Raw genomic sequence first — 19,433 nt, forward strand, 5'->3', positions numbered from 1 at the left:
AAAAGATCAAAGGCCGGAATCTGCATTCTGGCTTTTTTTATGTCTCCTTTTAGGAGTGGATATATAGACTCCGAATAATATCATCGTTACTCCTCCGACATGAACCCAGGTCACAATTTCCTGGTCAGCTATCCCCCATAATAAGGCCACTATCGGAATCAGGTAGGTGACTGATGCACTGAACACAGGATTTGTCAAATGAACCAGGCGATTAAAAATAACCAGGGCCAGAGCCGTACCAATAACTCCCAGCAAAACAGTATATCCTATTGCCATCAAGCCAATATCGGTTGTCCAGGATGAACCAAAAAAATCAGTAAAGAAAAGCAGATATAGTCCGGCAATAAAGCCCCCTATGGTTAAAGAAAGACTGGCGATACTCAAAGGATGCACCTCTGACAGATTGAATTTAATAAGATTGCCATTCATCCCATACATCATCGATGCCAACACCACCAATAAAGCGTAGACATTAAGATCTCCCAGTGTTGATTCGCTTCCTGCAAGAATAAGTAGGGAGGTCCCCGCAAATCCGATTAATGCCCCAATTACAATATTGGTATTGATCCTTTGTTGAAAAAATATGATTCCGATAAGCATGGTAAATATTGGAGTGATCGAATTCAACACCCCTGCAACGCCACTTTGGAGATTGGTTTGAGCTATGGCGAAAAGAAACGACGGAACGAGACTCCCCACGAGGGCAACCCCTATCAGAGATTTATAATGACGCTTCTCAACGCGTCTAAATTTCCGGAGTGCAACGGGAGCCAATATCAGTCCGGCTGAGAAAATTCTCAGTGCTCCCAGCTCCATGGGAGTCAACCCCAAAAGTCCACGCTTGATCAAGATAAAGGAGCTCCCCCAAATCAGGGCCAATAAGATTAATAAAATCCATGCTTTAAGGGGTATTCTTTCGCTCATGGAAGATCAGGCTTCCACTGTTGAAAAAGCCTCAGGTATTTCATCCAGCACATTTAAAAGCTCTTCATAAGAGTCTAATTCGACGAGCTTAGTTCTGAATGGTTTGAAGTTAGGAATACCACGGAAGTAGTTCGTATAATGCCGGCGCATTTCAAATATTCCTTTCAGTTCCCCTTTCCATTCTACAGAAAAATCCAGGTGCTTCTTTGCAATACGAACACGTTCAACCAGATCAGGTGATGGAAGATGCTCACCAGTTTCCATGTAGTGCTTGATCTCATTGAAGATCCATGGGTACCCGATAGCAGCTCTCCCGATCATGATTCCATCGACACCATATTTATCGCGATACTCTACCGCTTTTTCCGGAGAGTCTATATCACCGTTCCCAAAAATCGGAATATGTATATCCGGGTGATTTTTCACCTCTGCTATCTTGGTCCAGTCGGCCACTCCCTTATACATCTGCTGCCTCGTTCTGCCATGAATCGACAGGGCCTGAATACCTACATCCTGTAGCCTTTTCGCTACCTCCACAATACGAATCGTACTGTCATCCCAACCAAGCCTTGTTTTCACTGTCACAGGTTTGCTGACAGATTTAACAATCTCAGCGGTCATTTCCTGCATTTTAGGAATATCCAATAAGATCCCTGCTCCAGCCCCTTTGCAGGCTACCTTCTTAACAGGACAGCCGTAGTTGATATCAATGATTTCGGGGTTAGCTTCTTCTGCAATCGCTGCAGCCTCACGCATGGACTCAATTTTGTCGCCGAAAATCTGAATACCGATGGGACGTTCGTAATCATAAATATCCAGTTTTTCCACGCTCTTGGCAGCACTACGGATAAGCCCTTCGGAGGAAATGAACTCAGTATACATCAAGTCGGCACCATTCTCTTTGCAGACAGCTCTGAATGGCGGATCACTTACATCCTCCATTGGTGCAAGTAGCAACGGGAATTTCCCGATTTCAATGTTTCCTATTTTTACCAAGTACTTATAATATAACTTTGGCGCAAAGTTAGATCAATTATGCAGAACATCCTGAGAAACACACCCGCAGCGGAGCAACCTTACGTGGTGTGGATACTCTTTGCAACGCTTATTGGGTACGTCATCGCAGGTTTGTTCCTGTTTTCTTTGCTTGGATATGGTGTTGCAGTTCCGTTTTTCGGATTCGATTATGATCTCATGATGAAAACGCTGCAAAATCCCTACGGAAGTAGTGATGCCAAAGTACCACTTCTTATTTTTCAGGGGTTCAGCTCTCTTGGAGCCTTTGTTGTCGCTCCTGTCTTTTTTTTAAGAAAACACCTCAAACTTCACCCCCTGGAGTTGGTGACCACTCCCGCACCGGCTTTTCAACCCGCGGTCATTACAATCATTGCGGTATTGAGCTGCATGGTGGTCAATAGTGCTTTTATAGAATGGAACCAGCAAATGGAATTACCAGAATTCCTGTCAGGCTTTGAGCAGTGGGCTGCTCAAAAGGAAAAACAAATGGAAGAGCTAACGCTCTATTTAACAGAATTCGATAACCTCTCTCAATACCTAATCGCCATTGTAGTAATCGCGATTTTACCGGCGATCGGGGAGGAATTATTATTCAGAGGCATCATTCAAAACATTTTCCAGTCTACCACTAAAAACCCACACCTCGCTATTTGGGTCACCGCCTTCCTGTTTTCAGCCTTTCATTTACAGTTTTATGGCCTCATACCACGAATGATGCTGGGAGTTCTTTTCGGGTATTTATATTGGTGGTCGGGCTATCTTTCACTTGCCATGCTGGGTCATTTTGTGAATAATGCCTTTTCAGTTACGGTTTTTTATCTCAGTCATCATGAGATCATAGAAATGAGTCCGGAGGATATGGATAAAACACCTCCATTCTATATAATTCTGGTATTTTTATTGGCCGGTTCGGCAATGTTGTATCTATTCCACAAATACTTCTCATTAAGGGAGACTCATGAGTAATTGGCAAAAGGTATTTCAAGACAATCAGCAGTATCGTGCTGAAATTGTAAAAGCCGTATTAGAAGATGCCGGCATGAACCCGGTATTGGTTGATAAAAAAGATTCTGCGTATCAATTTGGTCATTATGAAGTCAGGGTAGCTGCTGAAGATGTGATCGAAACGTTGCGATTAATAAATGAAGAAATAAGGTTTGAATAAGTTTAGTGATTTAAGAAGACGCCTCTTGGCGGGATTTCTGGGTGCATTTGTGATCATTGCCTCATTGGTTTATGGCCAATGGTCCTATTTTGTGATTTTTTTCGCTTTAGCCCTGTTCTCCCTTTGGGAATTCTACAGGTTGATGAAGCTTCAAAACTACCTACCCATCAGAGTGCTCGGTGTAATTATTGGCGGTTTGATGTTCGTATTCAGTTTCCTGATAGAGAGTCAAAACTGGAACAGCAACTATTACTATGCTCTTTTCCCATTGGCCTCCTTAAGTCTTGTGGTCAAACTCTATAAAAAAACGGATAACAACCCAATCATCAACATTGCCATCTTCTACCTGGGCATTACCTACGTGGCTTTACCTTTCGCATTGATGAACATGGTGGTATTCCATGGAGGCGGATACGGATATAAGATTCTATTAGGCCTTCTGCTGATCATTTGGGCCAGCGATACGGGTGCCTACTTTGCAGGAACATTCTTTGGTAAGACGAAATTATTTCAACGAATATCTCCAAAAAAATCATGGGAAGGACTCGTGGGTGGAGCGATCATGGCCGTGCTATTTGCCTTCATCATGTCCCGGTACCACACCGACCTGTATCTATGGGAATGGCTCGTGGTGGCTGCCATTGTTGTGGTAGTTGGTACTTATGGAGATTTGGTTGAATCGCTTTTCAAAAGGTCGATGGAGATCAAAGATTCGGGCGCATCGATCCCCGGTCATGGAGGATTTTTGGACAGATTTGACAGTTTAATACTGTCCATCCCATTTATTGTGGTTTTCTTAAAACTCTTCAACTAATGGTCTGTCTAAAATCGTAGATTTGCCTACGAATAAACAACAACCCCAAATATCAGTTCGAAGTATATGGCTTACATAGAACCCGCACCCATAAAAGACAAGGACAACCCCTTTGAGTCCATGATGTCCAGGTTCAACATCGCTGCCCAACATTTGGGCCTCGATGATGAAATATACAATGTATTAAAGTCCCCTACGAAACAGGTCATTGTTAACCTGCCAATCACTATGGATGATGGATCCATCCGTGTGTTTGAAGGCTATCGGGTGATCCATTCCAACATACTGGGACCATCTAAAGGTGGTATCCGATATGACATGGAAGTCAACCTGGATGAGGTCAAGGCCCTGGCAGCCTGGATGACCTGGAAATGTGCCGTGGTGGACATCCCATACGGTGGAGCTAAAGGAGGCATAAAGTGTAATCCCAGAGAAATGTCGCCGGGTGAAATCGAACGTTTAACACGGTCGTTCACTCAATCCATGCACGAAATATTCGGACCGGACAAAGATATCCCGGCACCTGATATGGGAACCGGCCCGAGAGAAATGGCCTGGCTGATGGACCACTACTCCAGAGCGCAGGGCATGACGGTGAACGCCGTTGTCACAGGAAAGCCTATCGTTTTGGGAGGCTCACTGGGAAGAACAGAGGCTACCGGTCGTGGTGTGATGATCTCAGCAATGGCTGCGATGGAAAAAATGAAAATCAATCCATTTAAAGCCACCTGTGCAGTTCAAGGTTTTGGAAACGTCGGATCATGGGCTGCCACCCTTTTGTCAGAACGGGGCGTAAAAATCGTCGCCATCAGTGACCATACCGGAGCATTCTACAACCCGCACGGGATCAACATTGAAGAGGCAAATGCCTACCGAATGCAGAATGGCGGTACGCTCGAAGGATATAAAGGGGCAGAAAAAATTGACGCCGAGGAGCTACTGACCCTTGAGGTTGATGTGCTGGTACCGGCAGCAGTGGAGGATGTTATCACTAAAAATAATGTTGATAAAATAAAGGCCCGATTAATCGTGGAGGGAGCCAATGGCCCTACATCAGCGAAAGCCGATGATATTATCAACGAAAAGGGCATTATGGCCGTCCCTGATATTTTGGCCAATGCCGGTGGTGTGACCGTATCATACTTTGAATGGGTCCAAAACAGACTGGGATACAAATGGACTTCGGAGCGTGTAAACAGGAGATCTGATCGCATTATGAAAACTGCATTTGACAAAGTATATGCCACCGCCCAGGAATACGGGACCTCATTGAGAATTGCTGCCTATATTGTAGCAATAGACAAAGTGGCCCAAACCTATAAGTTTAGAGGAGGATTTTAAATAGCAATGAATATTCATAAAGAAGGTTACAAACTCATTCCCATTTGCACGGTTGTATTGGGATTACTGTATGCGCTCCTGTACTGGGCCATACCATTCGAAATCATCAGATACATCCTGGCAGGAGCCGGTATCATATTCTGGATTTTGATCGTCAGGTTTTTCCGTGATCCGGAATTCAAGATTGAGTTGAATAATAACCAAATCCTCGCCCCGGCTGACGGTAAAGTAGTGGTCATAGAAAAAACTACAGAAAGCGAATACCTGAAAGAAGAGAGGATTCAGGTTTCTATTTTTATGTCACCCTTAAACGTGCATGTGAACAGAAGCCCTATTGCCGGTGAAATCAGTTATTACAAATATCACCCGGGGAAGTTTCTGGTAGCCTGGCACCCCAAATCCAGCACAGATAATGAACGCACCTCCATCGGCATCAAACATCCTTCCGGGGTGGAGATTATGATGAGGCAGGTAGCTGGCGCTGTTGCTCGTCGAATCTGTTTCTATTCTGAAGTAGGAAAAGCCGTTGAGCAAGGAGAAAAATTTGGATTTATTCGGTTCGGAAGCCGCATCGACCTTTATCTACCCACCGATGCTGATATCAAAGTGAATATCGATGATATTTCCTATGGAGGTAAAACGGTTATTGCTGAATTGAAATAAGGCTTTTAGCGCGACCATTTTCGGATAGTTTCATGTACAACCTGTTTGTTGGTTTCCTGAAAAGAGTTATCTTCAAAGCAAACTAACCTATTAAGTAATTATATGAAACTATCTGTAACGCGCCAGGAAAACTACTCCAGGGCCGAGCTAATTCTTAGAGCCTTGTTTGGCTATTTCTACATTGTACTACCCCACGCATTTTTATTGTTTTTTGCAAGCATCTGGTCTTCCATCCTGACCTTCATTGCCTGGTTCAGCATTCTTTTCACAGGCCGTTACCCCGAGAGCTTTTTTGAATTCCAGGTTGGATTGATGCAATGGAGCCTACGTGTACAAGCCAGAATGTATAACCTTTGCGATGGCTACCCGACTTTCGGAGTGAATGCGCAGGATGAATATACTTCACTTGAGGTAGCCTATCCTGAGTCCTTAAGCCGTGGCACGTTATTGATCAAAACCTTATTTGGGGGGCTATATGTAGCACTTCCACATGGATTTCTGCTCTTATTTAGAACCTTATGGGGGCTTATTCTCACCTTCCTCGCCTTTTGGGTTGTACTCTTCACCGGTTCTTACCCGGAATCATGGCATGAGTTTAATGTTGGAACCTTGAGATGGGGTACACGTGTAAATCTTTACCTCAGTTTTATGACTGATGATTACCCTCCATTTTCAGGACAAGAGTAATATTTCATGAGTACAATAATGTATCATCCTGTAGAGCAAATTGATGACCTTTCTCTGAGAGAAAGAGAGGATGCGATGGGGGCATATTTAATGATGTTCGCAGCCCTGGCAGCAGGCCTGCCACTTCCCATCATCAACCTGATCGCAGCAATCATTTACTACTTCCTCAACAGGGCCAAAAGCCGGTTTGTGAAATTTCATTCACTTCAGTCTTTACTTTCGCAAATTCCGACCACTTTGTTGAATGCCGGACTGGTCTTTTGGACCTTTCGAATTATTTTCAAGAATGGCTCTTTTAATGACTCGGATATTTTTATCGAAGGATTTGCTTCAGTTTCTGAGGCCTATTGGGGCTATCTATGGGTGGTAGTTGGTGCAAACCTTTTATATGTCATTTTTAGTATTATCGGGGCCATTAAAGCAAGACAGGGCCGTTATTATTACTTTTTGTTTTTTGGTAAGCTGGCTTATCATCAGGCCTACAAAATTGAAAATGAAGGAGGCCAATCAACAATAAATGAACCTCCGAAATGATCAAAGGCATCTACAAGGAGCTCGGAATTATTGTCGGGATATTTTTATTGGGTTGGGTAGCTTTTACCTTGTTCAAGTGGATCCCGGATAGTCCCGAGCTCTCTGTTTCTGTTGAAACGGAACAAGAAATCGGCGACCTGCTGGCTCAAAATATCAAAAACCAATATGAGGTTGTAGAAAACGACACCATTAATCAGGCGGTATTTGAAATCAAAAAGAGACTACTGGCATCGATTGGCCCAACGGACTACGATTATGAAATCTGTGTGGTAAAACAGCCTATGCCTAATGCTTTTGCCACGTTGGGTGGTCACATTTTCATCTTCACAGGTATCATGGAACTCACAGATAGCCCTGAAGAATTGGCTGCGGTGCTCGCCCATGAAATGGGTCATGTAGAGGAGAGACATGTGGTCAATAAAATCATCAAAGAAATGGGGATCAATGTTGTTTTTTCGATCCTCACCGGTAGTGATCCTATCCTAGTTGGTGAAATAGCCAAAGCCACTATATCCTCTTCCTTTGATCGCACACAGGAATCAAAAGCAGACGAATTTGCCCTTAAAACATTAGAAAACGCCTCGCTCAGTCCAAGGCACGTATCCACCATATTCCGAAAATTGAAAGAGCAACATGAGGAACCGGACGCACGGCTGGAATTCCTGATGTCGCACCCAAATATCAATAAGCGTATTAAAGAAGCACTGGAGTATGTGACGGCAGAGGGCTTCGAAATTGAACCATTAGCCATCGATTGGGAGGCGGTTAAACGAAACCTGTAACTGACAGCAGTTCTTCCAGGTATTTTTGGTCGATTTCATCAAAATCATTGAGTTGATCGCTGTCAATATCCAGCACGCCAATCACTTCCATGTTTTTAATCAAAGGAAGGACAATTTCAGATTTTGAATCAGAGCTGCAGGCTATATGGCCGGGGAAAGCATCAACATCCGGCACAAGTATGGTTTCGGCACGCTCCCATGACGTACCACATACGCCCTTGCCCCTTTTGATCCTGGTACATGCAATAGGACCCTGGAAGGGCCCCAAAACCAACTCTTCATTTTTCACTAAATAAAAACCTACCCAAAAGAAACCAAAAGTCTGTTTGAGGGCCGCGGCGATATTCGCCAAATTGGCAACAAGATCCTCCTCTCCCTGAACAAGACCCTTAATCTGCGGAATCAACTGCTCATACTTATCCGCTTTACTGGCGGTGGTAGCTATATGAAGTTCTTCTGCCATGATTACTTATTTTGGTAGCATGTGAGTTGATCTGAACCTATTTTCTGTTCTTCAAAAGGTTCATCATTCAAAACCGGTGCAGCGATGCCCCTTTCGAATTTTGTTTCAGAGGTAAAAACCCTGGCCTCATCCCAAAGGTTCACTTTGATGAAACTTTGTAGCAACGCACTTCCACCTTCTATCAAAACGGATAATAACTTTTGATTATAAAGTACCTCCAAAATGGATTCCGGTTCCAAATTCTTAAGGGTGATATATTTCACTTTCTCTGTGGATTCCCTCTCCTTGAGAGTCAACACAAGGGTCTGAACTTCTCCATCAAATAAGTTACTATCATCTCTCAGCTTTAACTCGCGATCGATCACGACCCTCACAGGATTTTTGCCCTGCCAATCCCTGACGGTCAGCGAAGGGTTATCATAAATTGCTGTATTGGTCCCCACCATGATTGATGATTCCTCTGAACGCCATTTATGAACCAGCTGTCTCGATTGGGCATTGCTGATCCATTTACTATCAAAGTTCTCCCTGGCAACAAAGCCATCCCTTGTCTGGGCCCATTTAAGTACCACATACGGACGGTGTAGCCGCTGAAAAGTGAAGAAACGTTTATTGATTTCCAGGCCCTTATCAGCTAACAAACCAACCTCTACAGCTATGCCCGCATCTCTTAATTTCCTGATCCCTCTACCTGCTACTTGGGGATTAGGATCATCATTACAAATGATGACCTTTTTGACCTTCTTCTCTACCAGCAGATCCGCACAGGGAGGAGTCTTTCCAAAATGCGAACACGGCTCCAGTGTCACATAGACAGTAGATTCGCTCAAAAGCTCAACATCCTTTACAGAATTCACGGCGTTGACCTCGGCATGAGGACCTCCAAACAGCTCATGATACCCCTCACCGATAATTTTACCTTCATAAACAATTACACAGCCCACCATCGGATTAGGTGCTACCGACCCGACACCTAATTGGGCAAGTTCAAGTGCGCGCTGCATAAACAATTGATCGGTCATATTGGATAACTTCGTGCTATGGAGAAAAATCTGGGGGCAATTTACAAAGAAACCATGCACGAGTTAATGCCAATCCATGGTGAAAGGGAGGCAGAAATTATAACCGGGATGCTCTTTCAGGATCTTCTTCACATATCCAAAACAGATAGAATACTTTACCCCGACCAGTTACTCAAGCCTAATCAGTTAGTAAGCCTTAATAATGCCATCACCAGGCTCAAAACACATGAACCTATCCAGCATATACTTGGCGAGGCACATTTCTATGGTCTTACATTCAAGGTAGCTCCACACATCCTCATCCCAAGGCCCGAAACAGAGGAGCTGGTCGATCTGATTATCAAAGATCATCAGCGTTCTGAACCCCGGATATTAGACATCGGAACGGGAACGGGATGCATTGCTATATCCCTGGCAAAAAAGCTCCCAAATTCAAAGGTTACTGCCTACGATGTCTCAGAGGATGCCTTGAAAACAGCCATAGAAAATGCTGATCTAAACGCTGTGGGAGTTACCTTTCAACACCATGATATTTTAAAAGAGGCGCTCTGGGAAAGCTGGGATGTCATAGTGAGTAACCCTCCCTATATCCCGCTAGGGGAAAAATCTCAAATGAATCAAAATGTCACTGGATTTGACCCTGAACTAGCCCTTTTTGTGCCGGACAATGATCCACTAATTTTTTACAGAACCATTGGCGAGAAAGCCTTGAAGAGCTTGAGCTCAAAGGGTAAACTTTACTTTGAAATCCATGAGTCCTATGGAAAGGAGACAGTCGAGTTACTTGAAAGAATCGGATACCAGAAAGTGGACCTGTACCATGATTTCCAGGGTAAGGACCGCATGATCCGTGCGCTTAAGGGAACTTAATTCTAACTGTAACTTCTGAGTCCAATGGATCACCATCTCTGGAAGCAGGGTTCCATTTTGGACCCTCCTCTATCAAACGGATAGCCTCCTCATCGCAACCAAAACCAAGACTTCGTTTCACCTCGATATTGGTAATCCTTCCACCTGACGAAACGCTTAGTTTAAGCTTAACCGTTCCTTCAATTTCGTTTTGTCCAGCACTATCAGGATAATTCTTATTCGATTGGATGTATTCCTTAAAAGCATCCATACCATCCACAGGTGCCGCATTTTGATAACTTGATCCCGCCTGATCCATTTCCACCGTGGATACTGCTCCGGTGATAGCACTCCTTTTCGATTCTCCATATCCGATCACGACCACTTCCTCCAAAGCCATCAGATCAGCACCTAATTCAACATTGATGACATTGAAACCGTTGATGGTTCGCTTCTCTGACTCATAGCCAATAAATGAAAAGACCAGATTTTCAGCATACTCCGGCACTTCTATTTGGTATTTCCCATCCAAATCAGATACCGCACCTATAACAGCCCCTTCAACATTGATCGTCACACCCGGGATAGGCTCCATACTTTCGCCATCCAACACCACTCCGGTAATCACCCGTTGGGTATTTTCGCCAGCCACAGCCGCTGATGGTTGTTGGGCTGCTTCCTTACGTTTCATGCTTCTACTCACTGAAACTCCTGCCAGTCTGCCCGAAAGAGCCTCATCCACATCTGGTTCTGCCTGCGCAGCCACCATACTTTCCTCTTTAGCCACAGTCATCTCATCTTCAGGCTCTGGTTCAGCTGTCGATACTTCATTGAAAGCAAATTCTGAAGCCTCATCAATGATCTCCACTTCCTCTATTTCCATATCCACCTCTTCCTCAGGTGCAACATCCATTATTTCGAGAGCCACCGGCACCTCTTCCTCCCGGACGTCGTCGCTCGTAACCATTGGTGGCTCTGATTCCTGATCAGCCCCTTCTTCCAATGCTGTCTCATTACTCACCTGCTCCTCTTCACCTGTAGCTTCTTCAGATTCAGGTACCTCTGCCTCATCTCTCTGCTCAGTGACCGGAGGTTGTATTGGTTGCTCTTCCTCCACCTCTTTCTCCAGCTTTTGGGTAATGGTCTTGTCTTCTATGCTGTTTTCGATAAAAAACCAGGCCCCATAACCTGCCAACAACAGCAGCGCACCTACAGCAGCTACCTTCATCCATGGCATACCACTGCTAGTCGGTTTTTTAGTCAATCTCCTGCGTAGCTCAATCATATCAGCGGACAATGCTTCCTCATCGAATTGCTCCCATCCGGACATAGCCTCTCCTACAAAGTCATCATCCAGTGCTTCGCGCTCTAAACGATGGGCTTCACTCGGAGACAGTTCCCCTTTAAGGTACTTTTTCAGTTCCTCCTCCGAAAGGTGTCGATATGGTCTCTTATCGTCTGACATGTTTTTGCTCCAGGCAAATCTTCAGGTTTCTTTTTCCATTTTGTATGTAGCTCTTCACTTTGCTCATTTTAAAGCTGCTCGCAGCCACAATCTCCGCATAGCTCTTTTGCTGTAAATAAAACAGCCGCACACATTGCTGCTGATCCGGTCGCAATGCTGAAATACAATCCTCCAACGCTTTCAGATCTGAATCAACAGGCGGTTCATCATTGAGATGCGTGTCGTCCAAAAATTCCATAAAACTTTCTTCCATTACCACCCCATTGTCCTTTTTACGTAGCTGCATCAGACAATGGTTTTTGCTGACCATATAGAGCCAGCTTTTAAAGAAACGCACCTCCTGATCAGGTAGTTTTCGTGTCAGAATTTCATAAATGTCCATGACTGCATCTTGTGCAGCTTCACGGGATTTGAGGTATTTAAGGCAAAGTCCATAGACCAAATGCAGGTACCGATCATAGAGGAATCCTAGCGCTTCGGCATCTCCCCTCACCTGAAAGTTCCTAAGCAGATCCTCATCGTTGAGTTGTTTTTTATGATTGGTAATAAGCCCCACTAAATGAAATTAATTAGCTAATAATCAGTCGATTAAAAATAAAACGAAAATTTATTTCAATGATTTTATGGAATCCGGACATCAAATTCATCTCAAGGATACAAAATCAAATAGATACCGATATGCAACGAGTCATTTTATTATTAGCCGCTTTGGTCATTATGACCTCCCAGGCTCCTGTTTTTACTATAACAGGAACTGTGTTTGATGAATCCGGAACCGGGATAGCCGGTGTGACCATTTTGGAAAAAGGGACAACTAACAGTGTCACCTCAGACCTTAAAGGTAGTTATACGATTAGCGTAAAAGGCGAATCCAGCATTCTAACTTATTCATATGTAGGTTATAAAACCCAGGAAAAGAAGGTCCGATCCAGTCGCCAGATAAACGTATATCTGATTCCTGAAAAAATATTATTAGAAGAGGTTGTCATGGAAGCTGAAGAAGCAATTTCCATTCCGGACATGGCCGGATCAGCAGCCGGTGTTCGGGCAGAAAAGAAAGCTTATCACCATACAGGTGCCGTCAACAGAAGCTACCCCCCAGCAACTTATCAGGATGTTGCTACTCCCTATTATGGAAACGAGGATTACGAAGGGATTGAAGAAAACCGATTCCTGAGACCGTTTGAAAAACCGCTTTCCACCTTTTCTATAGATGTGGATGCAGCCTCCTACAGCAATGTCAGACGTTTCCTCAACAACGGAAACAAGCCACCCAAAGATGCAGTGCGAGTGGAAGAGATGATTAACTATTTTTCTTACGATTACCCACAACCAAAGGGCAATGATCCCTTCTCCATTACTACGAACTATATGCCTGCGCCATGGAACGAAAAGCATCACCTGGTACAGATAGGCCTTCAGGGTAAAAAAATAGCTACTGAAGATCTACCAGCCTCCAATCTGGTTTTTCTATTGGATGTATCCGGCAGCATGAACAGCCCGAACAAGCTCCCATTACTCAAATCATCGCTTAAAATGCTGGTGAATCAAATGCGTAAAAAAGACAAGGTCTCCATTGTGGTCTATGCCGGAGCGGCAGGTTTGGTGCTTGAACCGACTAATGGTGACGACAAACAAAAGATCATTGACGCCCTGGATAATCTTCAGGCGGGTGGGTCCACAGCAGGTGGCGCTGGTATCCTGCTAGCTTACAAAATCGCTAAACAAAATCTGGTAGAAGGTGGCAACAATCGTGTGATCCTGGCTACGGATGGTGACTTCAACGTGGGTGCTTCCAGCAATGAAGCCATGGAGGACCTGATCGAAATGAAAAGAAAAGAAGGGGTATTTCTGACCGTCCTTGGTTTCGGAATGGGTAACTATAAAGATTCCAAGATGGAAATCCTGGCGGATAAAGGAAACGGAAACTATGCCTACATCGACAACCTGAAAGAAGCACAGAAAGTGTTGGTCAATGAATTTGGTGGTACCCTCTTCACCATTGCCAAAGACGTGAAAATACAAGTGGAATTCAACCCGGCATACGTTCAGGCCTATCGACTGATCGGCTATGAGAATCGCAAACTGAAAGACGAGGACTTCAACAACGACGCGAAAGATGCCGGAGAACTGGGTAGTGGCCACACGGTGACAGCACTATATGAGATTGTGCCTGTAGGAGTTCAAAGCAATTATGTGGGCAGCATAGACCCGCTCAAGTACCAGAAGCAGATCAATCAGAACACTACTACTGCCGCTTCTGACACGGATGAAATCCTTACTGTCAAGTTCAGGTATAAAGCACCTGATGGAGATAAGAGTAAGCTGATCACCAAAACCCTTAAGCAGTCTGATGAAACCAGGGCAGATGATAATATTCAATGGGCTGCCTCTGTAGCGAGCCTGGGAATGTTGCTTCGTGATTCCGAGTTCAAAGGGGACCTCACCTATGATCAGGTGGTGGAGCTTGCCAGAAAATCCAGAGGTAGCGACGAATATGGCTATAGAAGTGAGTTCATCCAATTGGCCAGATTGGCTGGGAATATTGTACAGTGAGAGTGATAAGAAGGCCAGCTCCTTAAAAGGAGCTAGCTTTTCACCCATAAAATGGCTAAATTCAGTGACCCCATGAAGCCGTTTCTAGTCCTCATATTATGCCTCCTCTCACAAATCGGTTTTTCACAAATCGATAGTCTTAAGCAATATTTCGAAAAGGGCATCTATGCCTATAAGGCCCAGGATTACAAGGGCTTTTTGTTGAATATGGAGATTGCCAATAGCTTTCGCGAGCTCTACCCACCTATCATCTACAATATGGCTGCAGGTTTTGCGCTGAATGGGCAGACGGAAAAAGCCGTCACCAACCTGAAAACATACCTGACCATGAACAGTTTGGTGAATTTCTCGGATGATGACGACTTTGGGGATATAAAGGAGACAGAGGAATTCCAATCTGCCATAACTCTTGCTAATAAGCTCAACAAGAAGGTCATTGCCAGCCAGCCCTTCCGAATCATTGAAGGGATGGAGCATCCCGAGTCGGTAGGAATAGATGAAATCTCAGAGACTATTTACTTTGGTGATGTCCACGCACGCAAAGTATACCGGTACGAAAACAACGAGCTCAAAACACTGGTGGATAAGACCGCACATCCTGATTTTTTTGGCGTGATGGGGCTGGATGTGGATGAGTTGAATCAAAGACTGTGGATCTGTACCTCCATGCTTCCCCAGGTAAGTGGCTATGATGAAAGTAAATCAGGTTGGTCCTCTGTATTTTATTACGACCTCGGTCTAGAAAAATTGAAACACATTGCTACCATCAAAGGTGGCAGTAATTTCAGGGATTTAACAGTTTCTAAAATGAGGAAAATATTTATTTCGGATGGCGGTGGAAACAAAATCTACACCGTTCGAAATGACTCATTGCTGATTCTTGCAGACTTATCGGATCAAGCCCTCAACCTGCAGGGACTTACGATTACCGATGATCAGGATCATCTGATTGTATCGGATTACATTCTGGGGCTATTCCAGATAAATCTTGAATCAAGTCAGGTAACACGGGTAACCTTTTCTGAAGGAACTCCTTTTAAAGGGATAGATGGTATTTATTATTATCACAACAGCCTGTACGCCCTTCAAAATGGTACCCGGCCAATGAGGGTAATGCAATTATTCATTGATGTCGAAAATGCCAATGTGCAAAATTATGCTCCCTATGATCAGTCGGTAGACTATCTGGATGAACCGACACAGGGCTATATTTCCAAAACCCACTTCTTTTACATCTCGAACAGCCCCTGGTCAGCATATGATGAAAATGGTAATCTACAGCATACCAAGCCACTTATCCTGCGAAAAATAGGTCTAAAATAGTATTATAGGTTTTCAGTAATTAAGGCGGGCTGGTGGGTAAAATGGATAGATATTTCCCCCTCCAATTTCTTTTTCAACTCAATACCTTCCATAACAGACTCCTGATCAAGATCATGATCAAACCCCCTCGTAGTAACCAAAGCAGACTCATCAAGAGGAATCAGGGCCAGCTGGCTAAATGCGGGCAACCATTTTTTAAAAATGGCGGATCGGTAAAGAATATGCTTTTGATTATCTGTAAAAATGACCACTTCGAGCCTGGTGGCTACAAAATATTTTAGCTGAGGAAACAGTTCATCGTAAGCCGTAATAACATGAACGGCCTTATGGTTTCCGTCTTCAAGGTATGTCATGGCCAACTCCAGGAAATCATCACTTTTACATCCCTGAATTTTTATTGGTGCCTGTGATTCCAGCTTTTGCTCAAACTCGGTCACCCTGGTCGTGGAGCAAAAGACCATATCAATTTTATGCCCATGATCCAGCAGCATATCCACCGCCTCCTCCGATACAATCACGGTAGGGGACCAGCCGAGTAGCTCCAAAACAATCGGCCACTGAAGTGGGTTAACCTTGTGAATAATTAAGGCAGGCTCTTGCTCATCTCGTATGATGTGATGGGACGACATTAGCTATTGGTTCATTTACTTATTATCTTTATATACAACCAAAATGAACACACCCCTAAATTGAGATTTGATTTCAATCAAATCGGTGGATAGAGGAGCGAGGACCATCTACTAACTGACCAAACTACAAATACATTAGTAGCGCAACAAAACTATGCACAAATATGAAAAATTTGGTTTTCCTATTATCTATCATCCTGCTGGCGGGGTGCACAGCTGAACGCGAATTTATTGTCGATTATGACTACAGCTATCGTGCTACCTTTCGCCGATACAAAACCTTCTCATTTCTTGATCAAAAAGATACGGTCAGCTTCAATGGAATGAGTGACCACCTTATCAAGGACGAAATCGTCCGACGCATGGGCTCACAGGGGTATGTATTCGATGAAAACAGGCCATCAATTCTAATTGCCTATAAAGTATTCAATGAAGATCTTAAGCTACAGGGTTATGATCAACTAGATCTTGTGAATTGGGAAAACAATTTTGGTCAGTATGAGCCTGATGATAACGACCTTGCCGAAATAGAGGAAGCCAAATATCATGAAAGGAAAGTAGAGATGAAAAGAGGAACCCTATTGATTGATTTCATTGATAGAAGAACACACAGCGTCATCTGGCAGGGTTATGCGAGTGGTCTTTTCGACGACTCAAACCTTTTCAGCAAGGATGCCAAATACGCTGTGCGCACTATTCTCAACCAGTATAAGTTACTGGCTTATAATGCTACTCAATAGTTAAAATCTTACCGAAAGCCCGGCCAGGAAGTTTCTGCCTGCCTGCGGATAGTAATTGTTTTGTTGATATTGGTAGGTTCCTGCCTGATACCCCCATGTGTATCCATTGGATGAGTACTTCACATCGAAAATATTATTGATCAGTATAGTCAGGGAAATGTTGTCTATCCCATCCAGCCCGAATGAATAATTTAATCGTGCATCATTGATAAAATAGCTTTCAATCACTCGCTCATTGTCCTGCGTATTGTCAAGATACTGCTTGCCCACATACTTGCTCAATAACTCAATAGCCGCACCACTAATTGGCTTGAACGTTAGAATTGACCCAGAGATCACGTTAGGAGAAAAGGCAATATCTCTATTCTTAAAGTCATTGGTAACTACATTGAACTCATCAAAAGCTGCTCCGTAATCATAAACCACTTCCGTGAAATCCTTGATTTTGTTTCTGCTAAGCGTCACGTTAGCCTCCCATTCCAGCATCCTATTGATTTTTATCCCACCGACCAATTCTACACCTGTTCGGTAGCTCTCATCTACATTCGTTCTCAAGGCGGAACCCACGTCATTAAGTTCACCAGTCAGTACCAACTGGTTCTCGTAGCTCATGAGATAATAATTCGCTGAAAGAGAGAAATTCGATTTGCTCAATCGGTACCCTGCTTCCAGGTTCTTCAATGTCTCATGTTCAGGCGTTTCCCCATTGAGTGCATCAATAAAATCGGTTCTTACAGGCTCTCTGTTTCCAACTGCATAGGATGCATAAACATTCGCATCCTTACTCAGGCTGTAGGTCACCCCAAATTTTGGATTGAAAAAATGATATTCTCCCCCGGCGTCAATGGCACGTAAATCACTATCAATTCCTTTAGTATGATAGTCAATATACCGGTACTGCAGATCTACAAACAAGTTCAGGTTTTGCGCTAGCTGATAATTTGACTTCGAATAAATGTTGAAATCGGTTTTACGTCCATAGTTGTCATAATAACGGTCTCTGATCTCCGAATCTCCGGCAAACCTGGCCCAGATGATCTCTCCGAAATGATCCCCGTCATAGAAGTTGTAAGCTCCCCCTACACTTGTAGCCCACCTTCTCTGCTTGTAGTTGATAGAAAAGGTCCCTCCATAGAAATGATTGTCCAGCCACCTTCTTCGGATCAGGTCCGTTGAAGTCACCGTATCCTGATCGATGATCACGTCATCGATGTTGTAATCTGCCAGATCATCTCCATTTCTATACTGCTCGTAATATCCTCTTCCATAGGTATAGTGCAGGGCACCAGTTGCATTTAGCCTGGAATTGAATTGATGATTAATATGCAATTGATAATGATCTTGCTGATAGTTGTCTACCTCATTATCATAAAGGTAGTAGTTAAACTTTCGATCTGAATTCAATAGATTATCCAATTGCTCCTGAGTACCGTATTCGCCGCCCCAATCAATCACATCCTGTATTCCGGTCGCATCATTTTCCAGTTTAGCCTGCGGAGTTCCATACCATGACTGATAGGTCTTTTCCTTGCCTGCAAAAGTCAATGCCTTCACCGTGGTTTTATCTCCATAGTACCCTCCTGACAGGTAATAGGACCTTAAATCAGATGACGCTCGATCGATGTAACCATCCGAAGCGATCTGGGATAATCGACCTTCAAAGGCCCAACGATCATTGATCAATCCGGTATTGTAGATCACCGTATGCTTTCGGGTATTAAATGAACCGATTGAATTATCGATCTGTCCATAGGCCTCCTCTGTTGGCAGGCTTGTCTGCATGTTGATCGTTGCTCCAAAGGCGGCAGCGCCATTCGTTGAAGTACCAACCCCACGCTGCACCTGAACATTTTTAACGGAAGAAGCAAAGTCAGGCATATTCACCCAAAAGGTACCATGAGACTCAGAATCATTAATAGGAATGCCATTTACGGTTACGTTCACCCTTGTATTATCACTTCCACGAATTCGCATTCCGGTATAACCCACTCCCGCCCCGGCATCGGAGGTTGTCACCATAGACGGTGTAAAGCGCAGTACATAAGGCATGTCCTGACCAAGATTACGTTCATTGATTTCTTCATTGGAAACCTCCGAATACGTAGTCGCAGTTTTCTCATTTGCTCGTGTGGCGTAAACGATCACATCCTCCGCTTGAAAAATGTCCTCCTCCAGTTCGAAATTCACGGTTACGTCTTTGGAAACATTCAAGGTTTTTTCAGATGTTTTGTATCCCAAAAAACTTACTTCAATGGTCTGTGTACCATCGGAAACTCCGCTCAATGAATAATTGCCCTCACCATCACTGGTCGTTCCTTTATCGCCATTGTCTATGGTGATTGTGGCTCCCGGAAGGGCTTCACCCTCCTGATTTTCAATTTTTCCCGAAATACTATTTTGGGCCTGTAAGTAACCAAAAGCCATGAGGCCCATTAGGGTCATTGCTAAATTTTTCATGT

The 19,433-nt window shown here is 43.9% G+C and carries 20 protein-coding genes; 12 read left to right on the forward strand and 8 right to left on the reverse strand.

Translation table 11 applies throughout. From position 1 onward, the window contains the following. Positions 1–6: 6 nt before the first annotated feature. A complete protein-coding gene (locus NXR94_RS00715; protein ID WP_258102632.1) occupies positions 7–924 on the reverse strand; it encodes a DMT family transporter in 918 nt (305 codons plus the stop codon). 6 nt (positions 925–930) lie between these two features. Beyond that, complete coding sequence (gene dusB / locus NXR94_RS00720) at positions 931–1,920, reverse strand: tRNA dihydrouridine synthase DusB (protein WP_258102633.1); 990 nt, start codon at positions 1,918–1,920, stop codon at positions 931–933. Positions 1,921–1,959: 39 nt separating this feature from the next. Between dusB and NXR94_RS00725 the strand changes: the two genes are divergently transcribed. The 8 genes from NXR94_RS00725 (at position 1,960) to NXR94_RS00760 (ending at position 7,927) form a co-directional block, all read left to right on the forward strand. Beyond that, the gene (locus NXR94_RS00725; RefSeq protein ID WP_258102634.1) at positions 1,960–2,907 is read left to right on the forward strand and encodes a CPBP family intramembrane glutamic endopeptidase; all 948 of its coding nucleotides are present in this window, start codon (positions 1,960–1,962) and stop codon (positions 2,905–2,907) included. Next, the gene (locus NXR94_RS00730; RefSeq protein ID WP_258102635.1) at positions 2,900–3,106 is read left to right on the forward strand and encodes a DUF2007 domain-containing protein; all 207 of its coding nucleotides are present in this window, start codon (positions 2,900–2,902) and stop codon (positions 3,104–3,106) included. The genes NXR94_RS00725 and NXR94_RS00730 overlap by 8 nt, the downstream gene beginning before the upstream one ends. Positions 3,107–3,131: 25 nt before the next feature. Then, positions 3,132–3,920, forward strand: coding sequence for a phosphatidate cytidylyltransferase (locus tag NXR94_RS00735; protein ID WP_258102636.1), 789 nt, complete (start codon positions 3,132–3,134; stop codon positions 3,918–3,920). A gap of 66 nt (positions 3,921–3,986) precedes the next feature. Continuing rightward, positions 3,987–5,261 carry a Glu/Leu/Phe/Val dehydrogenase gene (locus tag NXR94_RS00740; RefSeq protein WP_258102637.1) on the forward strand — a complete coding sequence of 425 codons (1,275 nt, stop codon included), beginning with the start codon at positions 3,987–3,989 and terminating at the stop codon, positions 5,259–5,261. Positions 5,262–5,267: 6 nt separating this feature from the next. Beyond that, positions 5,268–5,924 carry a phosphatidylserine decarboxylase family protein gene (locus NXR94_RS00745; protein ID WP_258102638.1) on the forward strand — a complete coding sequence of 219 codons (657 nt, stop codon included), beginning with the start codon at positions 5,268–5,270 and terminating at the stop codon, positions 5,922–5,924. A gap of 102 nt (positions 5,925–6,026) precedes the next feature. Continuing rightward, complete coding sequence (locus NXR94_RS00750; RefSeq protein WP_258102639.1) at positions 6,027–6,611, forward strand: DUF4389 domain-containing protein; 585 nt, start codon at positions 6,027–6,029, stop codon at positions 6,609–6,611. 6 nt (positions 6,612–6,617) lie between these two features. Then, positions 6,618–7,145, forward strand: coding sequence for a DUF4870 domain-containing protein (locus tag NXR94_RS00755; RefSeq protein WP_258102640.1), 528 nt, complete (start codon positions 6,618–6,620; stop codon positions 7,143–7,145). After that, on the forward strand, positions 7,142–7,927 hold the full coding sequence (locus NXR94_RS00760) for a M48 family metallopeptidase (protein ID WP_258102641.1): 786 nt from the start codon (positions 7,142–7,144) through the stop codon (positions 7,925–7,927). Before NXR94_RS00755 ends, NXR94_RS00760 begins: the two co-directional genes overlap by 4 nt. On the opposite strand, the gene NXR94_RS00765 is transcribed toward NXR94_RS00760, so the two are convergent. Beyond that, positions 7,911–8,390, reverse strand: coding sequence for a GAF domain-containing protein (locus tag NXR94_RS00765; protein ID WP_258102642.1), 480 nt, complete (start codon positions 8,388–8,390; stop codon positions 7,911–7,913). The two genes, NXR94_RS00760 and NXR94_RS00765, sit on opposite strands and share 17 nt — an antisense overlap. A gap of 2 nt (positions 8,391–8,392) precedes the next feature. Continuing rightward, positions 8,393–9,412, reverse strand: a complete 1,020-nt coding sequence (gene ribD, locus NXR94_RS00770; protein ID WP_374987989.1) for a bifunctional diaminohydroxyphosphoribosylaminopyrimidine deaminase/5-amino-6-(5-phosphoribosylamino)uracil reductase RibD — start codon at positions 9,410–9,412, stop codon at positions 8,393–8,395. Positions 9,413–9,430: 18 nt separating this feature from the next. Here ribD and prmC point away from each other — a divergent pair, with 18 nt between their 5' ends. Next, positions 9,431–10,282: a peptide chain release factor N(5)-glutamine methyltransferase gene (gene prmC / locus NXR94_RS00775; RefSeq protein ID WP_258102644.1), complete on the forward strand. Its 852-nt coding sequence runs from the start codon at positions 9,431–9,433 to the stop codon at positions 10,280–10,282. On the opposite strand, the gene NXR94_RS00780 is transcribed toward prmC, so the two are convergent. Beyond that, a complete protein-coding gene (locus NXR94_RS00780) occupies positions 10,269–11,726 on the reverse strand; it encodes an energy transducer TonB (protein WP_258102645.1) in 1,458 nt (485 codons plus the stop codon). The genes prmC and NXR94_RS00780 overlap by 14 nt on opposite strands. Then, positions 11,713–12,282, reverse strand: coding sequence for an RNA polymerase sigma factor (locus NXR94_RS00785; RefSeq protein ID WP_258102646.1), 570 nt, complete (start codon positions 12,280–12,282; stop codon positions 11,713–11,715). Before NXR94_RS00785 ends, NXR94_RS00780 begins: the two co-directional genes overlap by 14 nt. 122 nt (positions 12,283–12,404) lie before the next feature. Between NXR94_RS00785 and NXR94_RS00790 the strand changes: the two genes are divergently transcribed. Continuing rightward, positions 12,405–14,282, forward strand: coding sequence for a von Willebrand factor type A domain-containing protein (locus NXR94_RS00790; protein ID WP_258102647.1), 1,878 nt, complete (start codon positions 12,405–12,407; stop codon positions 14,280–14,282). A 72-nt stretch (positions 14,283–14,354) separates the two neighbouring features. Further along, positions 14,355–15,605 carry a YncE family protein gene (locus NXR94_RS00795; RefSeq protein ID WP_258102648.1) on the forward strand — a complete coding sequence of 417 codons (1,251 nt, stop codon included), beginning with the start codon at positions 14,355–14,357 and terminating at the stop codon, positions 15,603–15,605. 2 nt (positions 15,606–15,607) lie between these two features. On the opposite strand, the gene NXR94_RS00800 is transcribed toward NXR94_RS00795, so the two are convergent. Continuing rightward, positions 15,608–16,234 carry a hypothetical protein gene (locus NXR94_RS00800; RefSeq protein WP_258102649.1) on the reverse strand — a complete coding sequence of 209 codons (627 nt, stop codon included), beginning with the start codon at positions 16,232–16,234 and terminating at the stop codon, positions 15,608–15,610. Between the two features lie 164 nt (positions 16,235–16,398). Here NXR94_RS00800 and NXR94_RS00805 point away from each other — a divergent pair, with 164 nt between their 5' ends. Beyond that, positions 16,399–16,974 carry a DUF4136 domain-containing protein gene (locus NXR94_RS00805; RefSeq protein ID WP_258102650.1) on the forward strand — a complete coding sequence of 192 codons (576 nt, stop codon included), beginning with the start codon at positions 16,399–16,401 and terminating at the stop codon, positions 16,972–16,974. Here NXR94_RS00805 and NXR94_RS00810 read toward each other — a convergent pair whose 3' ends face one another. Beyond that, the gene (locus NXR94_RS00810) at positions 16,975–19,431 is read right to left on the reverse strand and encodes a TonB-dependent receptor (RefSeq protein ID WP_258102651.1); all 2,457 of its coding nucleotides are present in this window, start codon (positions 19,429–19,431) and stop codon (positions 16,975–16,977) included. Positions 19,432–19,433 lie beyond the last annotated feature (2 nt).

Origin of the sequence: Marinoscillum sp. MHG1-6, assembly GCF_024714475.1 — a bacterium.
In the GTDB taxonomy this organism is placed as follows: Bacteria; Bacteroidota; Bacteroidia; order Cytophagales; family Cyclobacteriaceae; genus JAMZMI01.